We start from the raw sequence: 23,083 nt of genomic DNA, 5'->3' as shown, positions 1-23,083 counted from the left end.
CCCAGCTTCCGGGCTCAGGACGCGCCCAGCGGCAGATCGGCCTTTTTCAGCGTCCTGAGCACAAAGCTGGAACGGCTGTGCCGGATGCCCCTGATCTTGTAGAGCTTCTCCCGCAGCAGGCGCTCATAGTCGCGCGTGTCCTTCACCACGATGCGCAGCAGATAGTCATAGTCACCCGAGACCAGGTGCGCCTCGACCACTTCGGGGATGGTGGCCAGCACCTCGCCGAACTTCTCCAGCGTGTTGTCGGAGTGGCTGTCGAGCGTGACCTGCACCAGAACGGTGTCCGACAGGCCCAGCGCCTGCGGATTCAGGCGCACCGTGTAGCCCTCGATCACTCCACCCTCCTCCAGCTTTTTGATGCGCCCCCAGCACGGCGATGCGCTCAGGCCCACCGCCGCGCCGATCTCCTGCAGGCTCGCGCGGGAATCCGCCTGCAGGCGCGCGAGAATTTTCCGGTCGATAGCGTCTATTCGCATAATTTTCTGAAAATTTGAAATAAATAAAATATTTTTTCAATTCTCCATCAATAACAAGAAAAAACAAAAACCTATTCGGCGCGCATGGAGGCAAACTTCTTCCATCGAAACGCTTTTACCAAGGTTTATTTCAAGCAGAGCCCGTTTACCGACGGCAACTCTCATGCAGGCCCCCGAGGCGGTTACCGCTGCCTTCCGGGGCTTCGTCATTTCCGGCGACAGCGGCGGACAGAGCGCAACATCATAAAAACCCCAATTCCGCTGACAGGCGCTTTGCACACAATGGACGGCAGAGGCGAAATCCGCCCATCCCTCCTACCGGAGACAACTTCGGCCCTGCCGATGAGGAACGTTATGCGACTGAAGACACTTGCACTGGGGATTGGAATGGCCGTGAGCGCCCTGGCGCTGTCAAGCCAGGTGAATGCACAGACCACGATGCGCATCAGCATTTCCGTGGCGCAGAACTCGCACCAGGGCGTCGCCATCGACACCTTCGCGAAGGAGGTGGAAAAACGCACCGCCGGCCGCTACAAGATCCAGACGTTCTACAACGGCTCCCTGGGCGGCGAGCGCGAGTCGATCGAGGCCGTGCAACTGGGCACGCAGGAGCTGGCCTTCAGCTCCTCCGGCCCGGTGCCCAACTTCGTGCCCGAAACCAAGATCCTGGATGTGCCGTTTCTCTTCCGAGACAAGGCCCATGCGCGTGCCGTGCTGGATGGCCCGATCGGCCAGGAACTGCTCGCCAAGTTCGACGCCAAGGGATTCAAGGCGCTCGCCTGGGCGGAAAACGGTTTCCGCCACATGACCAACAGCAAACGCGACGTGCTGACCCCGGACGACCTGAAGGGCCTGAAAATGCGCACCATGGAGAACCCGGTGCACATCGCCGCCTACAAGGCATTCGGCATCATCACCACGCCGATGGCCTTCCCCGAAGTATTCACCGCGCTGCAGCAAGGCACGGTCGATGGCCAGGAGAATCCGCTGCCGGTGATCATCTCCGCCAAGTTCGACCAGGTGCAAAAGCACCTGTCCCTGACGGGCCACGTGTACTCGCCGTGCATCCTGCTCATGAACAAGGCGGCATTCGAGAAACTCTCCACCGCCGACAAGCAGTCCTTCATCGACGCAGCCAAGGAAGCCGCCAGGCTCAACCGCGCGCGCGTGGACGAGGATGACGCCAAGGGCGTCGCCGACCTGCGCTCCAAGGGCATGACGGTGATCGACAACGTGGACAAATCCAAGTTCGTGGCGGCGCTCACCAACGTGAACGCGCAGTTCGAGAAAGAATTCGGCAAGGCCAACCTCGACCGCATCCGCAACTTCAAATAACGGCATGCCATTCCCGCCCGCGCGTTTTACGAGAAGGCGCGGGCTTTCCCCTTTTGGCGGATCAGCTTTGGGCGTGCGCTCATGAAAACCCTGTTTCTATCTTTCGAGCGATGGACTACCGCCATCGCGATGGCGGGCGCCTGCGCGATGCTTGCCGTATCGGCCAGCCTCGGCATGTTCCAGATCCTCATGCGGTTCGTGCTGGAGCAGCCCGCCGAATGGACCGAGGTGCTGATTCGCTTCAGCCTCATCTGGATGGTGTTTCTCGCCATTCCCATGGCGTTCCGCCAGGGTGCGATGGTCAGCGTGGACGTGCTCTACCGCTGGAGCCCGCCGGGCCTGCGGCGCATGCTCGACTGGGCGGTCAGCCTCGCCGCGCTCACGCTCATCGGCGTGCTCATCTGGTGGGGATTCGACTATGCCGCCCGTGGCTCGGTGCAGACCATGGCGGGGCTGGAATCCATCTCCATGTTCTGGGCCTACCTCGCGGTTCCGGTGGGGGCGCTGTTCAGCATACCCGGCATCATCGGCAACCTGATCGATCCCAAGCGCCTTGAGCTGGAGACCGCGCAATGACCCCGGTAATGATTGGCACCATGGTGCTGTGCTTTGCGCTCAGCGTGTCGGTTGCGGTATCGATAGGGCTGGCCTCGATCGCCGGAATCCAGATGTCGAACGCCAACATGCTCATCTCGGTCAAGGAGATGTTCGGCGCGATCAACAAGTTTCCGCTCGCGGCCATCCCGTTCTTCATTCTCGCCGGCAACCTGATGGAAACCGGCGGCATCTCGCGCCGCCTGGTGGAGTTCGCCAAGAGCATCGTGGGCGGGGTCCAGGGCGGCCTGCCGATGACCTGCGTGCTGACCTGCATGATCTTCGCGGCGGTCTCCGGCTCATCGGTGGCAACCACCTTCGCCATCGGTGCGATCCTGATCCCGGCGCTGATCAAGCATGGCTACCCCACCAGCTTCGCCGCCGCGCTGCAGGCCACCAGCGCCGAGCTGGGGGTGATCATCCCGCCATCCATCCCCATGATCCTGTATGGCGTGAGCGCCGAAGTGTCGATCGGGGAACTGTTCATTGCGGGCTTCGGCCCCGGCATCCTGATCAGCCTTGCGCTGATGGCCTTCGTCTGGGTGTTCTGCAAGTTCAAGGGCTGGGGCAAGCACGATGGCGAGGGCCGCATGTCCTTCGGACCGGCGCTGCTGCAGGCCGGGTGGGCGTTGCTGATGCCGGTGATCATCCTGGGCGGCATCTATGGCGGCATCTTCACGCCCACGGAAGCCTCCGCGGTGGCCGTGTTCTACGCGCTGGTCGTGGGGATGCTGATCTACCGCGAGATCGGGTTGAAGGATCTATATGCCATCCTGCGCAAGTCCGCGCTGTCGTCCGCTGTCATCATGTTCATCATCGCCAACGCCGGCTTGTTCGCGTTCCTGATCACCCGCGCGGGCGTGCCTGACGCGATCGGCCACTGGCTGCAGGAGGTGCTGAAGTCGCCCACGATGTTCCTGCTCGGGGTGACTGGCGCGCTGTTCGTGATCGGCATGTTCATCGAGACCAGCGCCGCCATCATCGTGCTCGCCCCCATCCTCGCGCCGGTGGCGCAGCATTTCGGCGTCGACCCCGTTCACTTCGGCCTGATCATGGTGGTGAACCTGGCCCTGGGCATGATCACGCCGCCGTTCGGCGTGAACCTGTTCGCCGCCTGCACCGTGGCGCGGATTTCGCTGGACCGCATCGTCACGCAACTGCTGCCCTTCGTCGCGGTCATCCTGCTGTGCCTGATTGTGATCACCTACGTGCCCGGCATATCCCTGGGGCTGCGCGACCTGGTTTACGCGCGGTAGCCATTCCTTGCGTGACGCGATCGGCACTGCCATTTACGCATAAGGAATTCCAGGAAAAGTTATACTTCGTGGATTGTCAGGAGAGAGCCGCCCGGACCGCCCCAAGGTCCGCAGCGCGGCCGCCGAAGGCGCAGGCAGATACCGAACGCTCAGGCAAAAGGACTGGCAGCCGCCCGCAGTGATGCGGGCGTTTTCCCAGCTGGAGAGAGGTCAGGTTCTCATCTGATCCACCGAAGGAGCAAGTCGCGGCGGGCCGCGATGAATCTCTCAGGTAAAGCGGACAGCAGGGCAATTACCGCGACCGGCCCCGTGCCGTTCGCCCGGATCATTTGCCTTGGAGCCTGAAAACCATGTCCGCGCCCTCGCCCGCCTCGCCGCTGCTCACCACGCCCCTCAACGCACTGCATCTTGAACTCGGCGCCAGGATGGTGCCTTTCGCCGGCTACTCCATGCCGGTGCAATACCCGGCTGGCCTGATGGCCGAGCACAACCATACACGCAGCGCCGCCGGCCTGTTCGACGTGTCGCACATGGGCCAGTTGCGCCTGGTCGGCACGGACGCCGCGGCAGCGTTCGAGACGCTCATGCCGGTCGACGTGATCGGGCTGGGCGTGGGCAGGCAGCGCTACGGACTGCTGCTCAATGACGAGGGCGGAATCATCGACGACCTCATGTTCGTCAATCGCGGCAAGGACATCTTCGTGATCGTGAACGGTGCGTGCAAGGTCGGCGACATCGCTCACATCATCGAGCGCATCGGCCACCGCTGCCAGGTCATCCCCATGCCCGAGCGCGGATTGCTTGCGCTGCAGGGCCCCAAGGCCGCGGCCGTGCTCTCGCGCCTGATTCCCGGCGTCGAGAAGCTGGTGTTCATGACCGGGGGCGAGTTCCAGTGGAACAGCGCCGATCTGTTCATCACCCGCAGCGGCTATACCGGCGAGGACGGCTTCGAGATCTCGGTGCACGAAAGCCGCGCCGAAGAATTCGCCCGCGCCCTGCTCGCCCAGGAGGAAGTCCAGCCAGTCGGCCTGGGTGCGCGCAATTCGTTGCGCCTGGAAGCCGGCCTGTGCCTGTACGGCAACGACATCGACGCCACGACCACCCCGCCGCAGGCGGCGCTGAACTGGGCGATCCAGAAGGTGCGCCGCACGGGTGGCGAGCGCTCGGGCGGATTCCCGGGCGCGCAGGAAATCCTGCCGCAAATCGACAACCCGGAAACCCTCACCCGCAAGCGCGTCGGCCTGATCGCCAGGGAGCGCATTCCGGTGCGCGAGCCGGCGGTGCTCGAAAATATGGACGGCCAGCACATCGGCCAGATCACCAGCGGCCTGCTGAGCCCCACGCTCAACCAGCCCATCGCGCTGGGCTACGTGCAGCCCGACTACGCCAAGCCCGGCACCGAGATCTTCGCCATCGTGCGCGGGAAGCCCGTGCCCATGGTGGTGAGCGCCACTCCGTTCGTTCCCACCAATTACTACCGCGGCTGATCCGCCGCGCAGGGCCCGCGAAGCCGCCGGCCCGTCCACCGACGTGGCGCGGCGCATGAGCGGAGCAAATCCACGCTACATTGCGCACTGACCACTCTCAACCTGTTTTCAATCTCAATTTTTCCGGAGCACCCATGAGCATCCACTACTCCAAAGACCACGAATGGATCAACGCAGCCGATGCGAACGCCGCCGTGGTCGGCATCACCGTTCACGCGCAGGACGCGCTGGGCGACGTGGTGTTTGTCGATCTGCCCGAAGTGGGCAAGACCCTTGCGCAGGGTGAAGTCGCCGGCGTGGTCGAGTCCGTGAAGGCCGCGGCCGACGTGTACATGCCCGTTTCCGGCGAAATCGTTGAAGTCAACGAAGCGCTGCGCAACGACCCGTCCCTGGCCAACAGCGACCCGCTGAACGCCGGCTGGTTCTTCAAGGTCAAGCTCAGCGACGCCTCGCAGCTAGGTGGGTTGATGGACGAGACGAGCTACAACTCGTTCGCCGCAAACGCCTGATGTAGTCCAACGCCGCGCCCTCTCCGCACAGGTTCGGGGCGCGGCTTTCTTTGCTTTTGAGACTGGTCCCTCCATGCAAATGCCTGCCGCACTCCCTCTCTCCGCGCTGGAGAACGCCACCGAATTCCAGCCGCGCCACATCGGCATCAGCCCCCGCGACGAAGCCCACATGCTCTCCGTGATCGGAGAGGCATCGCGCTCGGCGCTGGTCGACTCCATCGTTCCGCGCTCGATCGCGCGCGCCAAGGCGATGGACATTCCCGCCGCCATCACCGAAGCCAGCGCACTGGCGGAGCTCAAGGCGCTCGCGTCGAAGAACCAGATTCTCAAGAGCTTCATCGGCCAGGGCTACTACGGCACGTTCACGCCAGGCGTCATCCTGCGCAACGTGCTGGAGAACCCCGCCTGGTACACGGCCTACACGCCCTATCAGGCCGAAATCTCGCAGGGCCGCATGGAGGCGCTGATCAACTTCCAGACCATGGTCTGCGACCTGACCGGCATGCCGATCGCCAACGCGTCCATGCTCGACGAGGCAACCGCCGCCGCCGAAGCCATGACGCTGGCCAAGCGCTCGGTGAAGTCCAGGAGCAACACCATCGTGATTGCCGGCGATGCGCATCCGCAAACCATCGAGGTGATGCAGACCCGCGCCAGGCCGCTGGGCATCGAGGTGAAGGTCGCCCATTCGAAGGAAGAATGGCAGGCTCTGCTCGCCGGGGACTTCTTCGCCGTGTTGATCCAGTATCCCGCCAGCAGCGGCTGGATCGCAGACTGGAAGGCCGACGTGCAAGCCATCCACGCCAAGCAGGCAGCGGCCATCGTCGCCACCGACCTGCTCGCGCTCACGCTGCTCGCGCCTCCGGGCGAGTGGGACGCGGACATCGTCGTCGGATCCACCCAGCGTTTTGGCATGCCCATGGGCGCCGGCGGCCCGCACGCCGCCTTCATGGCCTGCCGCGATGAATACAAGCGCTCGCTGCCCGGCCGCCTCGTCGGCGTGAGCGTGGACGCTCATGGCAAGCCCGCCTACCGCCTGGCCCTGCAAACACGCGAACAGCATATCCGCCGCGAGAAAGCGACGTCCAACATCTGCACGGCGCAGGTGCTGCCCGCCGTGATCGCCAGCATGTACGCGGTCTACCACGGACCCGAGGGCCTGACGCGCATCGCACGCCGCGTGGCACGCCTGACCGCCATCCTCAGCCGTGGCCTGTCCAGCCTGGGCTACACGAGCCGCCACCACGACAGCGCGTTCGACACCATCTCGCTGCACACCCAGGGCGAGACCGACGCCATCATGGCGCGCGCCGTCGCCCGGGGCGCCAATCTGCGCAAGGCGTGGGACGAATACATCTGCATCTCGCTCGACGAAACCACGACGCGCGCCGACGTGGAGCTTCTCTGGTCCATCTTCGCGGGCGAAGGCAAGGCCCGGCCCACCATCGAGGCCATGGATGAAGGCACGCCGTCGCTGATCCCTGAATTCGCGGCACGCAAGAGCGGGTTCCTGTCGCATCCGGTGTTCAACACCCACCACTCCGAGACCGCCATGCTGCGCTACCTGCGCGGGCTCTCGGACAAGGACCTGGCGCTCGACCGCAGCATGATCCCGCTCGGCTCGTGCACCATGAAGCTCAACGCCACGAGCGAGATGATTCCGATCACCTGGCCCGAATTCGCCAACGTGCATCCGTTCGCTCCCGCCGACCAGCTGGCAGGCTATGCCGAACTGGACCAGCAACTGCGCGACTGGCTCTGCCAGGCCACCGGCTATGCGGGCGTCAGCCTGCAGCCCAACGCGGGCAGCCAGGGTGAATATGCCGGCCTGCTGGCAATCAAGGGCTGGCACGAATCGCGCGGCGACAGCCACCGCAACGTCTGCCTGATCCCGAGCAGCGCCCATGGCACCAATCCCGCCTCGGCCCAGATGGTCGGCATGCAGGTCGTGGTCACCGCCTGCGACGCCAATGGCAACGTGGACATGGCCGACCTCAAGGCCAAGTGTGAGCAGCACAGCGCCCACCTCGCCTGCATCATGATCACCTACCCGTCCACGCACGGCGTGTTCGAGACCCAGGTGAAGGAACTGTGCGAGCTGGTGCACGGGCACGGCGGCCGCGTGTACGTGGACGGCGCCAACATGAACGCGCTGGTCGGCGTGGCCGCCCCCGGCGAGTTCGGCGGCGACGTGAGCCACCTGAACCTGCACAAGACCTTCTGCATCCCCCACGGCGGCGGCGGCCCGGGCGTGGGCCCCGTCTGCGTCGTCGAGGATCTGGTTCCCTTCCTGCCAGGCCACCGGACGGCCGGCGTCCAGGGCGGCAACGGCGCCGTGAGCGCGGCGCCCCTGGGCAACGCCGCCGTGCTGCCGATCAGCTGGATGTACATCCGCATGATGGGCCCGGACGGCCTCAAGCACGCCACGGAAGCGGCGATCCTGAGCGCCAACTACATCAGCGCGCGCCTGAAGGACCACTACCCCACGCTGTACGCCAGCGCCAACGGCCACGTAGCGCACGAGTGCATTCTCGACCTGCGCGGCCTCAAGGACACCTCCGGCGTGATGGCCGAGGACGTGGCCAAGCGCCTGATCGACTATGGCTTCCACGCGCCGACGCTCTCCTTCCCCGTGCCGAATACGCTGATGGTGGAGCCGACGGAGAGCGAAACGCTGTATGAGCTTGACCGCTTCATCGACGCGATGATCGCCATCCGCGGCGAAATCCGCGAGATCGAGGCCGGCCAGTTGCCACGGGATGACAATCCGCTCAAGCATGCCCCGCACACCGCCGAGCAGGTTACTGCCGACGAGTGGAAACACGCTTACTCGCGCGAGCTGGCCGCCTACCCGGTCGCCGCGCTTCGCCAGTCCAAGTACTGGTCGCCGGTGGGCCGCGTGGACAATGTCTATGGCGACCGCAACCTGTTCTGTAGTTGCGTGCCGCTGGACGCGTACGAGGACAAACAATGATCCGTCATTGCCGGTAGCCTGTCCGCCGGTTGCCTGGTGCCGGCGGACATGGCGTTTTCCTGCCCTGAGGGCGAGCAGCCGCAAGACTGCCCGCCCGTTTTTGCGTTCCACTTCGGCATATCCGGCCCACTCCGCACACCGATGCAATTTCCTCCACCGCCCCAGATTCCACGCACACGGCTGACCCCTCTCTACGAGGATGAGCATCTGCTCGCGTTCGACAAGCCATCCGGCCTGCTGTGCGTTCCCGGCCGGGGACCGGACAAGCAGGACTGCCTCAGCGGCCGCGTAATGGAGCAATGGCCCGACGCCCTGATCGTGCATCGCCTGGACATGGCCACATCAGGCGTGGTGCTGCTGGCCAGAAGCCTGGACATGCAGCGCGCCATGAGCTCGGCCTTCGCCAGCCGGGCCGTGCAGAAAACCTACGAAGCCGTGGTTGCCGGCCGGCTCGGCACGAAGCCCGCCTCCCAGGACTGGCGGGAAATCGACGCGCCCATTCTTCTCGACTGGCCCAACCGGCCGATCCACATCATCGACGGCGCGGGCAAGCAGAGCATCACGCTCTGGAAGGCGATCGGCTCGTCGGGCATCACCTCGCGCCCAGGCGCGGCCCCCATGGACGCCACCCGGCTCAGCCTCAGGCCGGTAACCGGCCGCACACACCAGTTGCGCGTGCATCTCAAGCATCTCGGCCATCCCATTCTGGGCGATGTGCTCTATGCGCCGGAATTCGTGGAGTGTTCTCCCGCCCGCCTGATGCTTCACGCCCGGTCGCTGGAGTTTTCCCATCCGGCGAGCGGGCACGCGATCGAGATATCCAGCCCCGTACCGTTCTGAATTTGCGTCAAATCAACTGCAACCAGAAGTGACGATAATCGGCGCCGACGCATGCAAACCTCATAGGGTAATCCCCGTTGTGAGACCAATTCCCCTCGATAAGCTGGGCGACTTGCCGGAAAGTACCCCTCACCAGGGGGTGCGGACTGCATACAATTGAACTCTCTCTCGTAACTAATTCAGTGATAGGAAAACTATGCAAACGACCTTCCGTGCGCGTACGTTGATCGCAGCCCTGGGACTGGCTGGCGCAGCATTTATCGGTACATCGGCCCAGGCTCAGATCAAGATCGCAATGGTGATACCGACGACCGGCGCACTGACTCAGTACGGCGACATGGTCAAGGAAGGTGCAACCACAGCTGTTGAAATGGCCAACGCCGCAGGCGGCATCAACGGCAAGAAGATCGAGCTGGTCGCCGTGGACGACGCCTGCGAACCCAAGCAGGGCCCGGTGGCGGCCAACCGCGTGGTCAACAGCAAGATCGGCTACGTGATCGGCCCCGTCTGCTCCGGCGCGTCCATCGCGGCCGCTCCTATTTACAACAACGAAGGCGTGGTGGTCGCCACTCCTTCCGCCACCTCGCCCGCCCTGACGGACGGCAAGAACTACCACTTCATCTTCCGCACGATCGGCCGTGACGACCAGCAAGGCCCGGCGGCAGCCAAGTTCATCATCGAACACGCCAAGCCCAAGAAGGTCGCCGTGCTGCACGACAAGCAGTCCTACGGCCAGGGCATTGCCACGGCCGTGCGCGACGACCTGAAGAAAGCCAAGGTCGACGTGGCCCTGTTCGAGGGCATCAACGCGGGCGACAGCGACTACTCCGCCGTGATCACCAAGCTCAAGAGCGCCGGCGTCGACTTCGTCTACTTCGGCGGCTATCACCCCGAAATGGGCCTGCTGCTGCGCCAGGCGGCCGAGCAGGGCCTGAAGGTCAAGATGATGGGCCCTGAAGGCGTCGGCAACCCTGAAGTGAACGCCATTGCCGGCCCCGCCGTCGAGGGCATGCTGGTGACCCTGCCAGCGGACTTCTCGGCCAACCCGCAGAATGCAGCCGTCGTGAAGGCATTCAAGGACGCCAAGCGCAATCCTTCGGGCGCGTTCCAGCTCACTTCCTTCGCCGCCGCGCAATCGCTGATCGCCGCGATCAAGACCGTTGGCGACAATCCCGCCAAGGTGGCCGACTGGCTGCACGCCAACTCGGTCGATACGGTAATCGGCCCGGTTTCCTGGAACAAGCAAGGCGACCTGAAGTCCTTCGACTTCCAGGTGTTCCAGTGGCACAAGGACGGCTCCAAGACTCCGGCTGTCAAGTAATCCTTCACGCTCTCCCTTCGGGGCAGGACGTCCGCGAACCAGGTTTGCGGCGTACCTGCCCCGTTCGCTTAACTAGTGCCACTGATCGACAGCGCATCCTCCAAGCGCCATCGAGATGAAAATCGCACAGGGGCCATGCAGAACCGGAAGCCGACTGCCCGGCCCTCCAAGTGGACGACCAAGCCATGTCAGATTTATTGCCGCAGCTGATACAACAGCTATTCAACGGGCTCTCACTAGGAGCCATCTACGCCCTGATCGCCATTGGCTACACCATGGTCTACGGCATTATCGGGATGATCAATTTCGCCCACGGCGACATTTACATGATCGGAGCCTACGTGGGACTGGTCACGCTGTCCGCCGTCGGCACCACCAGCGGCCTGCCGATCTGGTTCATCATCGCGCTCATGCTCGTCGTGGCCGTGGTGATCACCGGGGTCTATGGCTTCGCCGTCGAGCAGGCAGCCTACAAACCGCTGCGCAACAGCCCGCGCCTCGTGGCGCTGATCTCGGCCATCGGCATGTCCATCTTCCTGCAGAACTGGGTTGCGCTGGGCCAGGGCGCGCGCGACATGGCCGTGCCGGCGCTGCTGCCCGGCGCGTTCACCTTCCATCTCGGCAGCTTCGAGGTGTTCATCCCCTACGCCCGCGTTCTCATCATCGTGGTGGCCGTGGCGCTGATGGTCGCGCTCACGCTGTACATCAAGCACTCCCGCATGGGCCGCGCGTCCCGGGCCTGCTCGCAGGACATGCACATGGCCAACCTGCTGGGCATCGACACCAACCGGGTGATCTCGTTCACCTTCGTCCTGGGCGCCGTGCTGGCCGCCGTGGGCGGCGTGCTGATTGCGTTGGCGGTGGGCAAGCTCAATCCCTTCATCGGCTTCATCGCCGGCATCAAGGCGTTCACGGCGGCGGTGCTGGGCGGTATCGGCAGCATTCCGGGCGCCATGCTCGGCGGCGTCGTGCTGGGCGTGGCGGAAACCTTCGCCGCCGCCTACATCTCGTCGGAATACAAGGACATCGTGGCCTTCGGCCTGCTGGTGCTGATTCTCCTGTTCCGCCCCACCGGCCTGCTGGGCAAACCCGAAGTGGAGAAAGTGTGATGGACAAGATCCGCTCTCAACTCGGCTCCGCCATTTTCGCCACCATCATCGCGGCGCTGCTGATCATTCCGATCTTCGGGCTGCACCTCGAACGCGCGGGCATCCGCACCTATCTGGTTGCGCAGTGGAACTACGTGATCTGGGGCTGCGTGATCGTCTTCGCGTGGCAACTGCTGCGCCCGGCGGTCAAGACGGCCACCAGGAGCTTCGCGCTCCCCTCGCTGCCCAGCCTCCCTGCCCGCAGCCGCCCAGCGGTGATCCTGGTGGTCGCGCTGATCGCCGTCTCCTGGCCCTTCTTCGCGGGGCGCAATGCGGTGGACATCGCCACTCTGGCCATGATCTACGTGATGCTCGGCCTGGGGCTGAACATCGTGGTCGGCTTCGCCGGTCTCCTGGACCTGGGCTTCGTGGGCTTCTACGCCGTGGGCGCCTACACCTACGCCCTGCTCTACCACTGGGCCGGCTGGAGCTTCTGGGAAGCCCTGCCGCTGGCGGGCTGCGCATCCGCGCTGTTCGGCTTCATGCTGGGCTTTCCCGTGCTGCGCCTGCGCGGCGACTATCTGGCCATCGTGACGCTGGGCTTCGGCGAGATCATCCGCCTGCTGCTGGTGAACCTCAATGACTGGACCGGCGGCCCGGACGGCATCTCCAGCATCCCCAAGCCGACGTTCCTGGGCCTGCCGCTCACGCGCTCGCCCGTGACCGAGGGCGGCACCACGTTCGCCCAGTTCTTCAACATCGAGTTCAGCACCATGCACATGGTGATCTTCCTGTACCTGATGGCGCTGCTGCTGGCCACCATCACGCTGCTCATCAGCAACCGCCTCATCCGCATGCCGATCGGCCGTGCGTGGGAAGCATTGCGCGAAGACGAAATCGCCTGCCGATCGCTGGGCCTGAACCCCACGAAGATCAAGCTCTCGGCGTTCACGCTGGGCGCGATGTTCGCCGGTTTCGGCGGCGCGTTCTTCGCTGCGCGCCAGGGCATCGTGAATCCGGAGTCGTTCACCTTCATCGAGTCGGCGCTGATTCTCGCCATCGTGGTGCTGGGCGGCATGGGCTCGCAATTGGGCGTGATCATCGCGGCCATTCTGATTACCGTGCTGCCAGAACTGGCGCGCGAGTTCTCCGAATACCGCATGCTGATTTTTGGTCTGGTGATGATTTTGATGATGATCTGGCGACCGCAAGGCCTGCTGCCCATGAAGCGCTACCAGGTGGAAGTTGCTTCCGCCGGCAACGGCAAGGAGGGAGCGCACGCATGAGCCATCTACTCGAAGTCAAGGACCTGAGCATGCGCTTTGGCGGCCTGCTGGCCGTCGATGGCGTGCAACTGGCGATCAAGCCCGGCGAAATCTTCGCCATCATCGGCCCCAACGGAGCCGGCAAGACCACGGTGTTCAACTGCATCAGCGGCTTCTACAAACCCACCACCGGCAGCATCACGCTGGAAGGGCAATCCATCGCCAGTCTCGGCAGCCACAGCGTCGCACAGCGCGGCGTGGTGCGCACCTTCCAGAATGTCCGGCTCTTCAAGAGCATGACGGTGCTGGAGAACCTGCTGGTCGCGCAGCACCGCCGCACCAGCAAATCGGTGCTCGGCGGCCTGTTCAACACCAGGAGCTACCGGGCAAGCGAGCGCGCCGCCATCGAGAACGCGATGAAATGGCTGCGCTTCATGGGAATCGGCGAATTCGCCAACCGCGAGGCGGGCAACCTGGCCTACGGCCATCAGCGCCGGCTGGAAATCGCGCGCTGCATGATCACGCAGCCCAGGCTGTTGATGCTCGACGAACCCGCGGCGGGCCTCAACCCGCAGGAGAAGGTCGAGCTGCAGCACCTGATCGACCGCCTGCGAACCGAATTCGGCGTGACCGTGCTGCTGATCGAGCACGACATGGGTCTGGTGATGGGCGTTTCCGAGCGCATTCTGTGCATGGAATACGGCAAACCGATCGCCATGGGAACGCCCGAGGAAGTGCGAAGCAACGAGCGGGTCATCAAGGCCTATCTGGGAGAGGCTTGAGATGAGCGCAAAACACATGCTGCAACTCGAAGAAGTATCGACGCACTACGGCGCGATCCGCGCGGTCGACAAGGTCAGCCTGCAGGTCGATCAGGGCGAGATCGTCACGCTGATCGGCAGCAACGGCGCGGGCAAGACGTCGATCCTGATGACCGTGTGCGGCAACCCGCGCGCGAGCCACGGAAGAATCCTGTTCGAGGGCGAGGACATCACCCAGATGTCCACGCACCACATCATGCGCCGCGGCATCGCCATCTCGCCGGAGGGGCGGCGCGTGTTCAAGGACCTGACCGTCGAGGAAAACCTCAAGATGGGCGGCTTTTTCCTGAACGCGTCGGAGATCGCGGACGGCATCGAACATGTGTTCCAGCTGTTTCCACGCCTGCGCGAACGCGCCGGCCAGCGCTCGGGCACCATGTCCGGCGGTGAGCAGCAAATGCTCGCCATCGGCCGCGCGCTCATGAGCAAGCCGCGCCTGCTTCTGCTCGACGAGCCCACGCTCGGCCTCGCGCCGCTGATCATCGCGCAGATCTTCGACATCATCCAGACCATCCGCGCCAACGGCGTGACCGTGTTCCTCGTCGAGCAGAACGCCAACCGCGCCCTGCAGATCGCAGATCGCGGCTACGTGCTCGAAACCGGCAAGGTGGTGCTCGAAGACTCCGGCCAGAACCTGCTGACCAATGCCGACGTGCGCAAGGCCTACCTCGGCGCCTGAGCGGCATCCGGCCTGACCGTCCCGCGCCAGCCCGCGGGTATTCAATGCACCTGGCAGGCGAGCCGGACCAGGTGCATTTCTCATTTCTCACGGCGCGCGCATTCCCCGTAAGATGCGCGGATGACGAAAAAGCACCTCACCATTCTCACCGGCGGATCGCGCGGCATGGGCCTTGCCATGGGCCAGCAACTGCTGCGCGAGGGACACGTGTTGATCAGCATCGCGCGCAAGACCAGCGAAGCGCTCGCCCGCGAGGCCACCGATGCGCGCCAGCTCCAGCAATGGCAGCAGGATCTGTCGGACAGCGGCGAAGCCGCCCGGCGCCTGGGCACGCTGCTCTCCTCTCTGCACGAGGACGACTGGGCCAGCCTCACGCTGATCAACAATGCCGGAGTGATTCCGCGCATCGCACCGCTGGCCCAGGTGCCCGTGGACGAACTGCTCAACGCCATGCGCGTCGGCCTCGAAGCGCCGATGGCCTTGACCGGAGCATTCCTCGCCGCCACGGATGCATGGCGGATTCCGCGCAAGGTGCTCAATATCTCGTCCGGCCTGGGCCGCCGCCCCATGGCGTCGCAGGCTGCCTATTGCTCATCCAAGGCGGGCATGGACCACTTCACACGCTGCGTGGCCCTAGAAGAATCGCGCAAGCCCCATGGCGCCAGGCTCTGCTCGCTCGCGCCCGGCGTGATCGATACCGACATGCAGGCGCAGTTGCGCACGGCGAACCCGGCGGAGTTCCCCGACATCGGAAACTTCGAGGCGCTGAAGGCCGACAGCCGGCTCACTTCCACTGACGAGGCAGCCGCCCGCGTGCTGGCCTACCTCCAGCGCGGGGACTTCGGTACAAACCCTGTCGCGGATGTGCGTGACGCATGAAATGATGCACCGCACAATACGGGATTGAATACATAGCCGAATACTGGCTGCTCCCGGCGCGCCCGCCCGCACCGGGAGCAGCCCTGGTTCGATCCCATCTCATCCATCTCACATTTCGATCAGGAGACCCGCATGTCCCGTGAAGTAGTTGTCGTCAGCGCCGTCCGCACCGCCATTGGCACTTTTGGTGGCAGCCTCAAGGACATTCCGCCCACCGAACTGGGCGCAACCGTCGTGCGTGAATCGCTGGCGCGCGCCAACGTGGACGGCAAGGACGTCGGCCACGTCGTCTTTGGCCATGTGGTCAACACCGAACCCAGGGACATGTACCTCTCGCGCGTGGCGGCCATCAACGGCGGCTGCGGCGAAGCCACCCCGGCCTTCAACGTCAACCGCCTGTGCGGATCGGGCCTGCAGGCCATTGTCAGCGCCAGCCAGTCCATTCTTCTGGGCGACGCCGACATCGCCATCGGCGCGGGCGCGGAAAACATGAGCCGCGCCCCCTACGCCAGCCTCGCCAGCCGCTGGGGCGCACGCATGGGCGACTTCAAGATGATCGACATGATGATCGGCGCGTTGCACGACCCGTTCCACAACGTTCACATGGGCGTGACGGCGGAGAACATCGCGGCCAAGTGGGGGATCACCCGCGAAGACCAGGATGCGCTGGCCGTCGAAAGCCACAACCGCGCCGAGCGCGCCACCGCCGCCGGCTATTTCAAGGAGCAGATCGTTCCCGTCACGCTCAAGTCCCGCAAGGGCGACGTGCAGTATGCGACAGATGAGCATTTCCGCACCGGAGCCAACGCGGCCGATTTTGCCAAGCTCAAGCCCGTCTTCCAGAAAGAAAACGGCACGGTCACCGCGGGCAATGCTTCGGGCATCAACGACGCGGCGGCGGCCGTGGTGCTGATGGAATCCAAGGCGGCGCAGGCCCGTGGCCTCAAGCCCATGGCCCGCCTGGTGGCCTATGCCCATGCTGGCGTCGACCCCAGGTACATGGGTATCGGCCCGGTTCCGGCGACACAGCTGGCGCTGAAGAAGGCAGGACTCACCATCAACGATCTGGACGTGGTCGAAGCCAACGAGGCCTTCGCCGCGCAGGCCTGCGCCGTCACGCGCGATCTGGGACTGGACCCGGCCAAGGTGAACCCGAACGGCTCCGGCATCTCGCTGGGCCATCCCATCGGCGCGACCGGCGCGGTGATCACCGTGAAGGCTCTGCACGAATTGCAGCGCATTCAGGGTAAATACGCGCTGGTGACCATGTGCATCGGCGGCGGGCAAGGGATTGCCGCAATTTTTGAACGCCTCTGAGCACGTTAATATTCGCACTGGCTTCATTCAGGCGACGAACTCGCACCGTCCCTACCCAGGCCGCGCACCCTGACATCGAAAACCTGCGCGGCCGGCATTGACCGGCCTTGGTTACCGCCAAGGTCCGGCAATGTGCCCGCAGCCCTCAACGAACCCGGCTTCTCGCTCGTTGGGATCAGAGCAGCGTCGCCCCAATCAAGCCCTCGGTCACCGGCATCGCTGAGCCCATCGTCTCAGCCCCCGCCCGGTGCATGCCGAGGGCTTTTCATTGATAACGACAGAAAGCGAACAGCACATCATGATGCGTCGAGTCTTCACCATCACAGCAGCGGCACTGGCATTCGGCGGCATTGCGCACGCCCAGACCACACCTGCGTCCAGCTATCCCACCAAGCCCGTGCGCCTCGTGATCCCCTTTCCGCCGGGCGGCGGCACCGACATTCTCGGGCGGCTCATCGCCAACGAACTCAGCAAGAACAACAAGTGGACCGTGGTGGCCGACAACAAGCCCGGCGCGGGCGGCACCATCGGCATCGGTGAAATCGTCAAGGCACAGCCCACGGGCTACGACCTCGTCATGGGCCAGAAGGACAATCTCGTCATCGGCCCCTGGCTGTACCGGAACCTGACCTGGAACCCCACCAAGGATCTGACCGCCGTCGCGCACGTCGCGTACACGCCCGTGATCATCGCGACGTCCGCCAACTCCAGGTTCAAGACGCTGGCCGACGTGGTCGCCGCCGCCAAGGCTCATCCCGGCACGATCACCTATGGCTCGCCGGGCAACGGCACGTCCATCCACCTGGCTGGCGATCTGTTCGAGAAGGCCGCCGGCATCAAGCTGAGCCACGTTCCCTACAAGGGCTCCAACCCGGCGATGATGGATGCGCTGGCGGGCAATGTCGACCTGCTGGTGTCCTCGGTTCCCTCGGCCATGGGGCAGATCCAGTCGGGCAAGCTGCGCCCGCTGGCCGTCACATCGGCCAAGCGCAGTTCATCGCTGCCGGATGTTCCGACCATCGATGAATCGGGCTACAAGGGTTTTGACGTCAGCACCTGGTACGGCGTGATGGCTCCGGCAGGCACGCCCGCCAACGTAGTGGCCACGCTCAACACCGAAATCAACAAGCTGCTGGCGTCTCCCGAAGTCAAGGCCGCCATTCACACGCAAGGCGCGGAGCCGCTGGCCATGTCGCCGGCAGAGTTCAGCAAGATGCTGAATGCCGAATACACGCAATGGAAGTCCATCGTGGAAGCTTCCGGCGTGAAGATCGAGTAATCCGCAACAAGGCGCTGCCAGCCTTGCGCACAAGGGCTGGCAGCCCTTCCCCCATACGGCAGCGCATGGCACGCAATGGGATTCGCGCAATGCGATCCCAACCTACCGGCCAGGCTACTCGCGCACCACCAGCACCGGGATTTCGGATACGCCCAGCACGCGCTGCGTGACGCTTCCCAGCACCAGCTTTTCAAGCCCGCGGCGGCCATGGGAGCCCATCACGATCAGGTCGCTGCCCACTTCCTTGGCCGCGCGCATGATGCCGTCATGCACCGCATGGCCCTCACCCACCATGGTGTTGATCTTGTCCACACCCGCCTCGCCCAGCGCCTTCCTGGCGGTATCGAGAGCCGTGTTCGCTTCAGCGGTGGCCGCCGTCAGGTATTGCGACTGCCCGTATGCGAAATCCGCACCCACGCCCGTGAACGGATAGGGATCGATCACATAGAGAAGCGTGACCGTGCTGCCGTAGGTCTTGGCCAGACCGGCCGCCTTGGAGACCGCGCTCAGCGCAGTTGTCGAGCCATCAACCGGGATGAGGATATTGGTGAACATGAATACTCCTTGTCTTTAACTCTTATCAACGCAAGAAAAACTTACACCCATCGATTTGTAGTGTGCTGCTACAGCTTCTCATATTGCCTGATACATATCAACCACCACCACACCATCATTCGCTTTGGAACCCTCCGGCACGGCACGTCACGACCAGGGTATCGCGCCAGCCTCCTGCCTCGACGGGCTGAATGGGCGTGGTCTCATGGATCATGCGCGCGTCATCCAGGATCATGACCGACCAGGGTTCGGTCAATGTGAATCGCTGGCCGTTGGGGCCCGCTGCTTCGAAGATGCGCGTTTCCCCGCCCTTCACCCCTTGCCTGTTCACAAGAAAAACAGCCACCAGATCCACGCCATCCCGGTGCGCGCCTTCGGGCGTGGGGCGGCCAATGCCATCCGATGTGTCGATACGGAACTGGTGCGCCTCGATGTGCCAGCTCCGGCGCGCGCCGTCCCGCGCAATGGCGGCTTGCGAGAGCGCCGCCAGGGCGCGCATCATCTGCCGCCAGACGGGCTTCGCCACCGTCTCGTCCAGGATGGGCTCGAACCAGCGCTGCATGCCGCCGTGCAGCGCGTTGTATTCCACCGGCTGCCAGTGGGCACGATGCGCAACCTGCCTGTAGGCGCCATCCTCCACGACGAAACACGAATGCCGTCGACGGCGATAACGGCCGCCATCCTTCAGGAACGCATCCGGCGGCAGGCCTTCCCAGGCGGCGCTCAACTCCAGCAGATCGGACGGAGCACAGCCGATCCAGGTCGCGGCATCGGCGGGCTGTAAAACAGCAAACCCGCGATCACGCAGCTGCGGGGCTACCTGATCCGCGGGTGAATAAGGTGGTGAGAATGTGATCAAGGCCATGGGCCTCAAGCTTAAACCTTGGCACGGCTCCTTCACACCATCGGCTAAAACAAAATCCGCGTCAATCGTGGCCGTGCCTGCCCGGACCATGGCGGCCCGGCCCATGATCGCGGCGATCGTGATCCCAGCGGTCGTGGCGGCGATCCCGCTCGCGCCAATGGGGCGGCGGAGGTGGAGCAACCCGATGGCCGCGATAGGGCTCTTTCAGGAAGTAAACACGCTGGCCGCAGGCGCCGTAGCGGCCGCAATATTTGCGCCAGTTCCTGGCATGTCCCGGAGGGACATACATGTAGACGGGTGCTGCCTGCACTGCAACCGGCGGCGGGGCGACGAGGACAGGCTGCTGATAAATCAGCGCCGGCGCCGGAGCATTTCCGATATCCACGCGGCCATACACGCCCGGCGCTATCTGGGCGCCGATCGAGCCGCTCACATAGGCCTGTGCATGCACCGCTGAACCGACCACCACGAGCGCCAGACCCAACAGCCCCGCGCGGGCCCCTCGAATCAAGCGGCTCGCCAATCGCGCCGAGCGGAAAGAAGCGGATGAAAATTTCTGAACTGACTTCTGAAGTGACATATATCCTTGAATCCCTGAGGCGCAGCGCCACTTGATGGCGACGCCTGAATGCCATGCCGGCTTTGAAAAGAAAGAGTGAAAAACCCCTTGCGCACCGGCATCCCGGAGAAATGAACGGCATAAGCGCCTGCCCCGGCAAGGCCTTCATGGTACGTGCGGCAATTCACATGACCTGCATCATGAAACAACAGCTGTAAGCACCCGTTGGACAGAGGCCGACTATCGATATTCAACGGACTTCGATTGATGACCGTTGACCACGGAGCAATTCTCCATAGACAAAATCTCTGTAACCTTATGTTTGAAATTCACTGCAATTCGATCAGCGACTGGCACAGCACTGCCTGCATCAACGACAATGGCCGCCATACGCCCATTCGCCGATGTGCGTCCCGAATTCATTGAAATCCCATGACATCGCCAGCCCTCGCGGCTGCGCTCGTCACGTAGTTGCAGCAAACAACATGAATATTGTCATTTTGGACGACTACCAGGACGCGGTGCGCAAGCTCCATTGCGCCGAGCGGCTTGAACGATATTCCGCCAAGGTTTACACCAACACGGTCAAAGGCCTTGGCCAGTTGTCGGTCCGTCTCAAGGATGCAGATGTCATCGTGCTCATCCGCGAGCGCACCCAGATCAACAAGCAACTGGTCGAAAAGCTCCCGCGCCTGAAGCTCATCGCGCAGACCGGCAAGGTCGGATCGCACATCGACGTGAACGCCTGCACCGAGCGCGGCATCGCCGTTGCCGAGGGCGTGGGCTCTCCCGTCGCGCCCGCGGAGCTGACGTGGGCGCTCATCATGGCCGCCATGCGGCGCCTTCCCCAGTACATCTCCAACCTCAAGCACGGCGCATGGCAGCAGTCGGGCATGCGCGCGGCATCCATGCCGCCCAATTTCGGACTGGGCATGGTGCTGCGAGGCAAGACGCTCGGCATCTGGGGCTACGGCAAGATCGGCCGCATCGTCGCCGGCTATGCCAAGGCGTTCGGCATGAACGTGCGCGTCTGGGGCCGCGAGGCGTCGCGCGCCCAGGCGCTGAGCGACGGCTTTCAGGTGGCATCCACCCGTGCCGAGTTCTTCGCCCAATGCGACGTGATCTCGCTGCACCTGCGTCTGAACGAGGAAACGCGCGGCATCGTCACGCTGGAGGATCTGAGCCAGATGAAGCCCACGGCGCTCATCGTCAACACCTCGCGCGCCGAGCTGATCGAGCAGGACGCATTGATTGCCGCGCTGAACCGCGGCCGCCCCGGAATGGCGGCGGTCGACGTCTTCGAGAGCGAACCCATTCTTCAGGGACATGCGCTCCTGCGGCTGGAAAACTGCATCTGCACGCCGCACATCGGCTATGTGGAGCAGGACAGCTACGAGCTGTATTTCGGCGCCGCCTTCGACAACGTAGTGAACTTCATCAAGGGTACGCCGACCAATATCGTGAACCCTGGCGCGCTTCAGGTGCGTCGCTGAAAAACCGGCGGTGACTATGCAAAAAGGGCCTTCGGTGACCGAAGGCCCTTTCCTTTTGCGCCGGCTATGCCGTTCGTCAGTCCACCGGCAGCTTCTCGCCGTTCTTGTACGAGAACAACGTCACCGCCGGATTCTTCATCTCGCCATTGGGCTCGAAGGAGATCTTGGCCGTCACGCCCTGATAGTTGGACTTCTTGAGTTCGGGGATGTACTTCTTGGGATCGGACGATCCCGCACGAACCATCGCATCGACCAAAAGCATGGCCGCGTCGTACTTATAGGGGCTGTAGACCTGGAACTGCCCGGGGAACTTGGCGTCATAACGCGCCTTCCACTCCTTGCCGCCAGGCATCTTCTCGATGGAGGAGCCGCCTACCGCGCAGACGACATTGCCCAGCGTGGGGGAGTTGGCCGACAGCTTGGCAAGCTCGGTCGTGCAGAAGCCGTCGCCGCCGAAGAATTTCTGCTTGCTCAGGCCCAACTGCTGCATCTGACGCAGCATCGGGCCGGCCTGCGCATCCATGCCTCCGTAGAAAATCGCATCGGGATTCTTGGCCTTGATGGCGGTGAGAATCGCCATGAAATCGGTGGACTTGTCGGTGGTGAACTGCTCTTCCACCACCTTCATGCCCTTGTCCTGGGCCACTTTCTTGAACACGCTGGCCAGACCCTGGCCATATGCGGTGCGATCGTCGATCACCGCGACGGTCTTGAGCTTGAGCGTCTCGGCCGCATAGGCGGCCAACGCGGCGCCCAGGGCGTTGTCATTGGCGATGATGCGGTACGTCGTGTCATAGCCCGGCTTGGTGAGGTTCGGGTTGGTTGCCGCGCCCGTCACCATGGGAATGCCGCAATCGTGATAGATCTTGGCGGCAGGAATGGTCACGCCGGAATTCAGGTGGCCAACCACGCCGGCGACCTTGGCGTCGCATAGTTTCTGGGCAGCCGCAGTGCCCTGTTTTGGATCCGCGGCATCGTCCTCGGCCATCAGCTCCAGCTTGACCTTCTTGCCGCCAATGGTGACGCCCTTGGCGTTCATGTCGTCAACGGCCATGCGGACGCCGTTTTCGTTGTCCTTGCCATAGTGACCTTGGGGTCCGGATACGGGGCCCACGTGGCCGATCTTCACCACCTCTTGAGCAGTTGCAATACCAGCCACGGCTGCAATTGCCACAGCCACGGTCAACTTCAACTTCAATTGCATACGGATCTCCAAAAAATTTAATATGCCGAGATGCTTTGTGTTGTCTCAACGCGTTGAAACATATCGCAATTCACATCACGAAACACTAGGGATTCTCAGAATAATCGGATTGCAAGAAGCAGGCCATTGAGCACAAACCCGCATCGCCAGGCTGTTTCGGGAGATTTTGCTGTGACAGCAGCCGCAAATGGGCGTTGGAAAGCGCGCGGAGGCGAGCGCATGCACCCATCGGGAGCGCATGGAAAGTGCACGTGTCGACACGTCCGCGTCCGTGGCGCGCCACA

The 23,083-nt window shown here is 63.5% G+C and carries 21 protein-coding genes and 2 riboswitches; of the genes, 16 read left to right on the top strand and 5 right to left on the bottom strand.

Features of this window, described 5'->3' with window-relative positions; all coding sequences use genetic code 11:
• Positions 1-14: 14 nt before the first annotated feature.
• The gene (locus ABWP92_RS02690; RefSeq protein WP_353233823.1) at positions 15-473 is read right to left on the bottom strand and encodes an Lrp/AsnC family transcriptional regulator; all 459 of its coding nucleotides are present in this window, start codon (positions 471-473) and stop codon (positions 15-17) included.
• Positions 474-833: 360 nt separating this feature from the next.
• On the opposite strand from ABWP92_RS02690, the gene ABWP92_RS02685 reads away from it, so the two are divergent.
• From ABWP92_RS02685 to ABWP92_RS02615, 15 genes are all read left to right on the top strand, one after another.
• On the top strand, positions 834-1,814 hold the full coding sequence (locus tag ABWP92_RS02685) for a TRAP transporter substrate-binding protein (protein WP_353233800.1): 981 nt from the start codon (positions 834-836) through the stop codon (positions 1,812-1,814).
• Between the two features lie 81 nt (positions 1,815-1,895).
• Positions 1,896-2,390: a TRAP transporter small permease gene (locus tag ABWP92_RS02680; protein ID WP_353233799.1), complete on the top strand. Its 495-nt coding sequence runs from the start codon at positions 1,896-1,898 to the stop codon at positions 2,388-2,390.
• Entirely contained in the window at positions 2,387-3,664 is a 1,278-nt protein-coding gene (locus ABWP92_RS02675; protein WP_353233798.1) for a TRAP transporter large permease, read from the top strand. Before ABWP92_RS02680 ends, ABWP92_RS02675 begins: the two co-directional genes overlap by 4 nt.
• A gap of 67 nt (positions 3,665-3,731) precedes the next feature.
• Positions 3,732-3,839: riboswitch (glycine riboswitch) on the top strand.
• A gap of 14 nt (positions 3,840-3,853) precedes the next feature.
• Positions 3,854-3,958, top strand: a riboswitch (glycine riboswitch).
• Between the two features lie 56 nt (positions 3,959-4,014).
• Entirely contained in the window at positions 4,015-5,151 is a 1,137-nt protein-coding gene (gcvT, locus tag ABWP92_RS02670) for a glycine cleavage system aminomethyltransferase GcvT (protein WP_353233797.1), read from the top strand.
• 134 nt (positions 5,152-5,285) lie between these two features.
• Positions 5,286-5,660 (top strand): glycine cleavage system protein GcvH, encoded by a 375-nt coding sequence (gcvH, locus tag ABWP92_RS02665; RefSeq protein ID WP_353233796.1) that lies wholly within the window; start codon positions 5,286-5,288, stop codon positions 5,658-5,660.
• Between the two features lie 73 nt (positions 5,661-5,733).
• The gene (gene gcvP, locus ABWP92_RS02660) at positions 5,734-8,634 is read left to right on the top strand and encodes an aminomethyl-transferring glycine dehydrogenase (protein WP_353233795.1); all 2,901 of its coding nucleotides are present in this window, start codon (positions 5,734-5,736) and stop codon (positions 8,632-8,634) included.
• 141 nt (positions 8,635-8,775) lie between these two features.
• A complete protein-coding gene (locus ABWP92_RS02655; protein WP_353233794.1) occupies positions 8,776-9,474 on the top strand; it encodes an RluA family pseudouridine synthase in 699 nt (232 codons plus the stop codon).
• Between the two features lie 196 nt (positions 9,475-9,670).
• Positions 9,671-10,795 (top strand): branched-chain amino acid ABC transporter substrate-binding protein, encoded by a 1,125-nt coding sequence (locus ABWP92_RS02650; RefSeq protein ID WP_353233793.1) that lies wholly within the window; start codon positions 9,671-9,673, stop codon positions 10,793-10,795.
• Between the two features lie 185 nt (positions 10,796-10,980).
• The gene (gene livH, locus ABWP92_RS02645; protein ID WP_353233792.1) at positions 10,981-11,904 is read left to right on the top strand and encodes a high-affinity branched-chain amino acid ABC transporter permease LivH; all 924 of its coding nucleotides are present in this window, start codon (positions 10,981-10,983) and stop codon (positions 11,902-11,904) included.
• Entirely contained in the window at positions 11,904-13,169 is a 1,266-nt protein-coding gene (locus ABWP92_RS02640) for a high-affinity branched-chain amino acid ABC transporter permease LivM (protein ID WP_353233791.1), read from the top strand. Before livH ends, ABWP92_RS02640 begins: the two co-directional genes overlap by 1 nt.
• Positions 13,166-13,930, top strand: a complete 765-nt coding sequence (livG, locus tag ABWP92_RS02635; RefSeq protein WP_353233790.1) for a high-affinity branched-chain amino acid ABC transporter ATP-binding protein LivG — start codon at positions 13,166-13,168, stop codon at positions 13,928-13,930. The genes ABWP92_RS02640 and livG overlap by 4 nt, the downstream gene beginning before the upstream one ends.
• Positions 13,931-13,946: 16 nt before the next feature.
• Positions 13,947-14,648, top strand: a complete 702-nt coding sequence (locus tag ABWP92_RS02630) for an ABC transporter ATP-binding protein (protein WP_353233822.1) — start codon at positions 13,947-13,949, stop codon at positions 14,646-14,648.
• Positions 14,649-14,768: 120 nt separating this feature from the next.
• A complete protein-coding gene (locus ABWP92_RS02625) occupies positions 14,769-15,527 on the top strand; it encodes an SDR family NAD(P)-dependent oxidoreductase (protein WP_353233789.1) in 759 nt (252 codons plus the stop codon).
• 132 nt (positions 15,528-15,659) lie between these two features.
• Positions 15,660-16,844 (top strand): beta-ketothiolase BktB, encoded by a 1,185-nt coding sequence (gene bktB / locus ABWP92_RS02620; RefSeq protein WP_353233788.1) that lies wholly within the window; start codon positions 15,660-15,662, stop codon positions 16,842-16,844.
• Positions 16,845-17,142: 298 nt separating this feature from the next.
• Positions 17,143-18,123 (top strand): Bug family tripartite tricarboxylate transporter substrate binding protein, encoded by a 981-nt coding sequence (locus ABWP92_RS02615; protein ID WP_353233787.1) that lies wholly within the window; start codon positions 17,143-17,145, stop codon positions 18,121-18,123.
• A gap of 114 nt (positions 18,124-18,237) precedes the next feature.
• Here the strand turns inward: ABWP92_RS02615 and ABWP92_RS02610 are convergent, their stop codons facing one another.
• From ABWP92_RS02610 to ABWP92_RS02600, 3 genes are all read right to left on the bottom strand, one after another.
• Positions 18,238-18,678 (bottom strand): universal stress protein, encoded by a 441-nt coding sequence (locus ABWP92_RS02610; protein WP_353233786.1) that lies wholly within the window; start codon positions 18,676-18,678, stop codon positions 18,238-18,240.
• A 115-nt stretch (positions 18,679-18,793) separates the two neighbouring features.
• Positions 18,794-19,543, bottom strand: a complete 750-nt coding sequence (locus tag ABWP92_RS02605) for a 2OG-Fe dioxygenase family protein (RefSeq protein ID WP_353233785.1) — start codon at positions 19,541-19,543, stop codon at positions 18,794-18,796.
• Between the two features lie 61 nt (positions 19,544-19,604).
• Positions 19,605-20,054: a hypothetical protein gene (locus tag ABWP92_RS02600; RefSeq protein ID WP_502907435.1), complete on the bottom strand. Its 450-nt coding sequence runs from the start codon at positions 20,052-20,054 to the stop codon at positions 19,605-19,607.
• A 533-nt stretch (positions 20,055-20,587) separates the two neighbouring features.
• Between ABWP92_RS02600 and ABWP92_RS02595 the strand changes: the two genes are divergently transcribed.
• Positions 20,588-21,595 (top strand): D-2-hydroxyacid dehydrogenase family protein, encoded by a 1,008-nt coding sequence (locus ABWP92_RS02595; RefSeq protein WP_353233784.1) that lies wholly within the window; start codon positions 20,588-20,590, stop codon positions 21,593-21,595.
• 76 nt (positions 21,596-21,671) lie between these two features.
• On the opposite strand, the gene ABWP92_RS02590 is transcribed toward ABWP92_RS02595, so the two are convergent.
• Positions 21,672-22,799 (bottom strand): branched-chain amino acid ABC transporter substrate-binding protein, encoded by a 1,128-nt coding sequence (locus ABWP92_RS02590; protein WP_353233783.1) that lies wholly within the window; start codon positions 22,797-22,799, stop codon positions 21,672-21,674.
• Between the last annotated feature and the right edge of the window lie 284 nt (positions 22,800-23,083).

Source organism: Diaphorobacter ruginosibacter (assembly GCF_040396215.1).
In the GTDB taxonomy this organism is placed as follows: Bacteria; Pseudomonadota; Gammaproteobacteria; order Burkholderiales; family Burkholderiaceae_C; genus Diaphorobacter_A; species Diaphorobacter_A ruginosibacter_A.
Note: the sequence above shows the minus strand (reverse complement) of the source record. Positions and strands in the feature narration are given on the sequence as shown.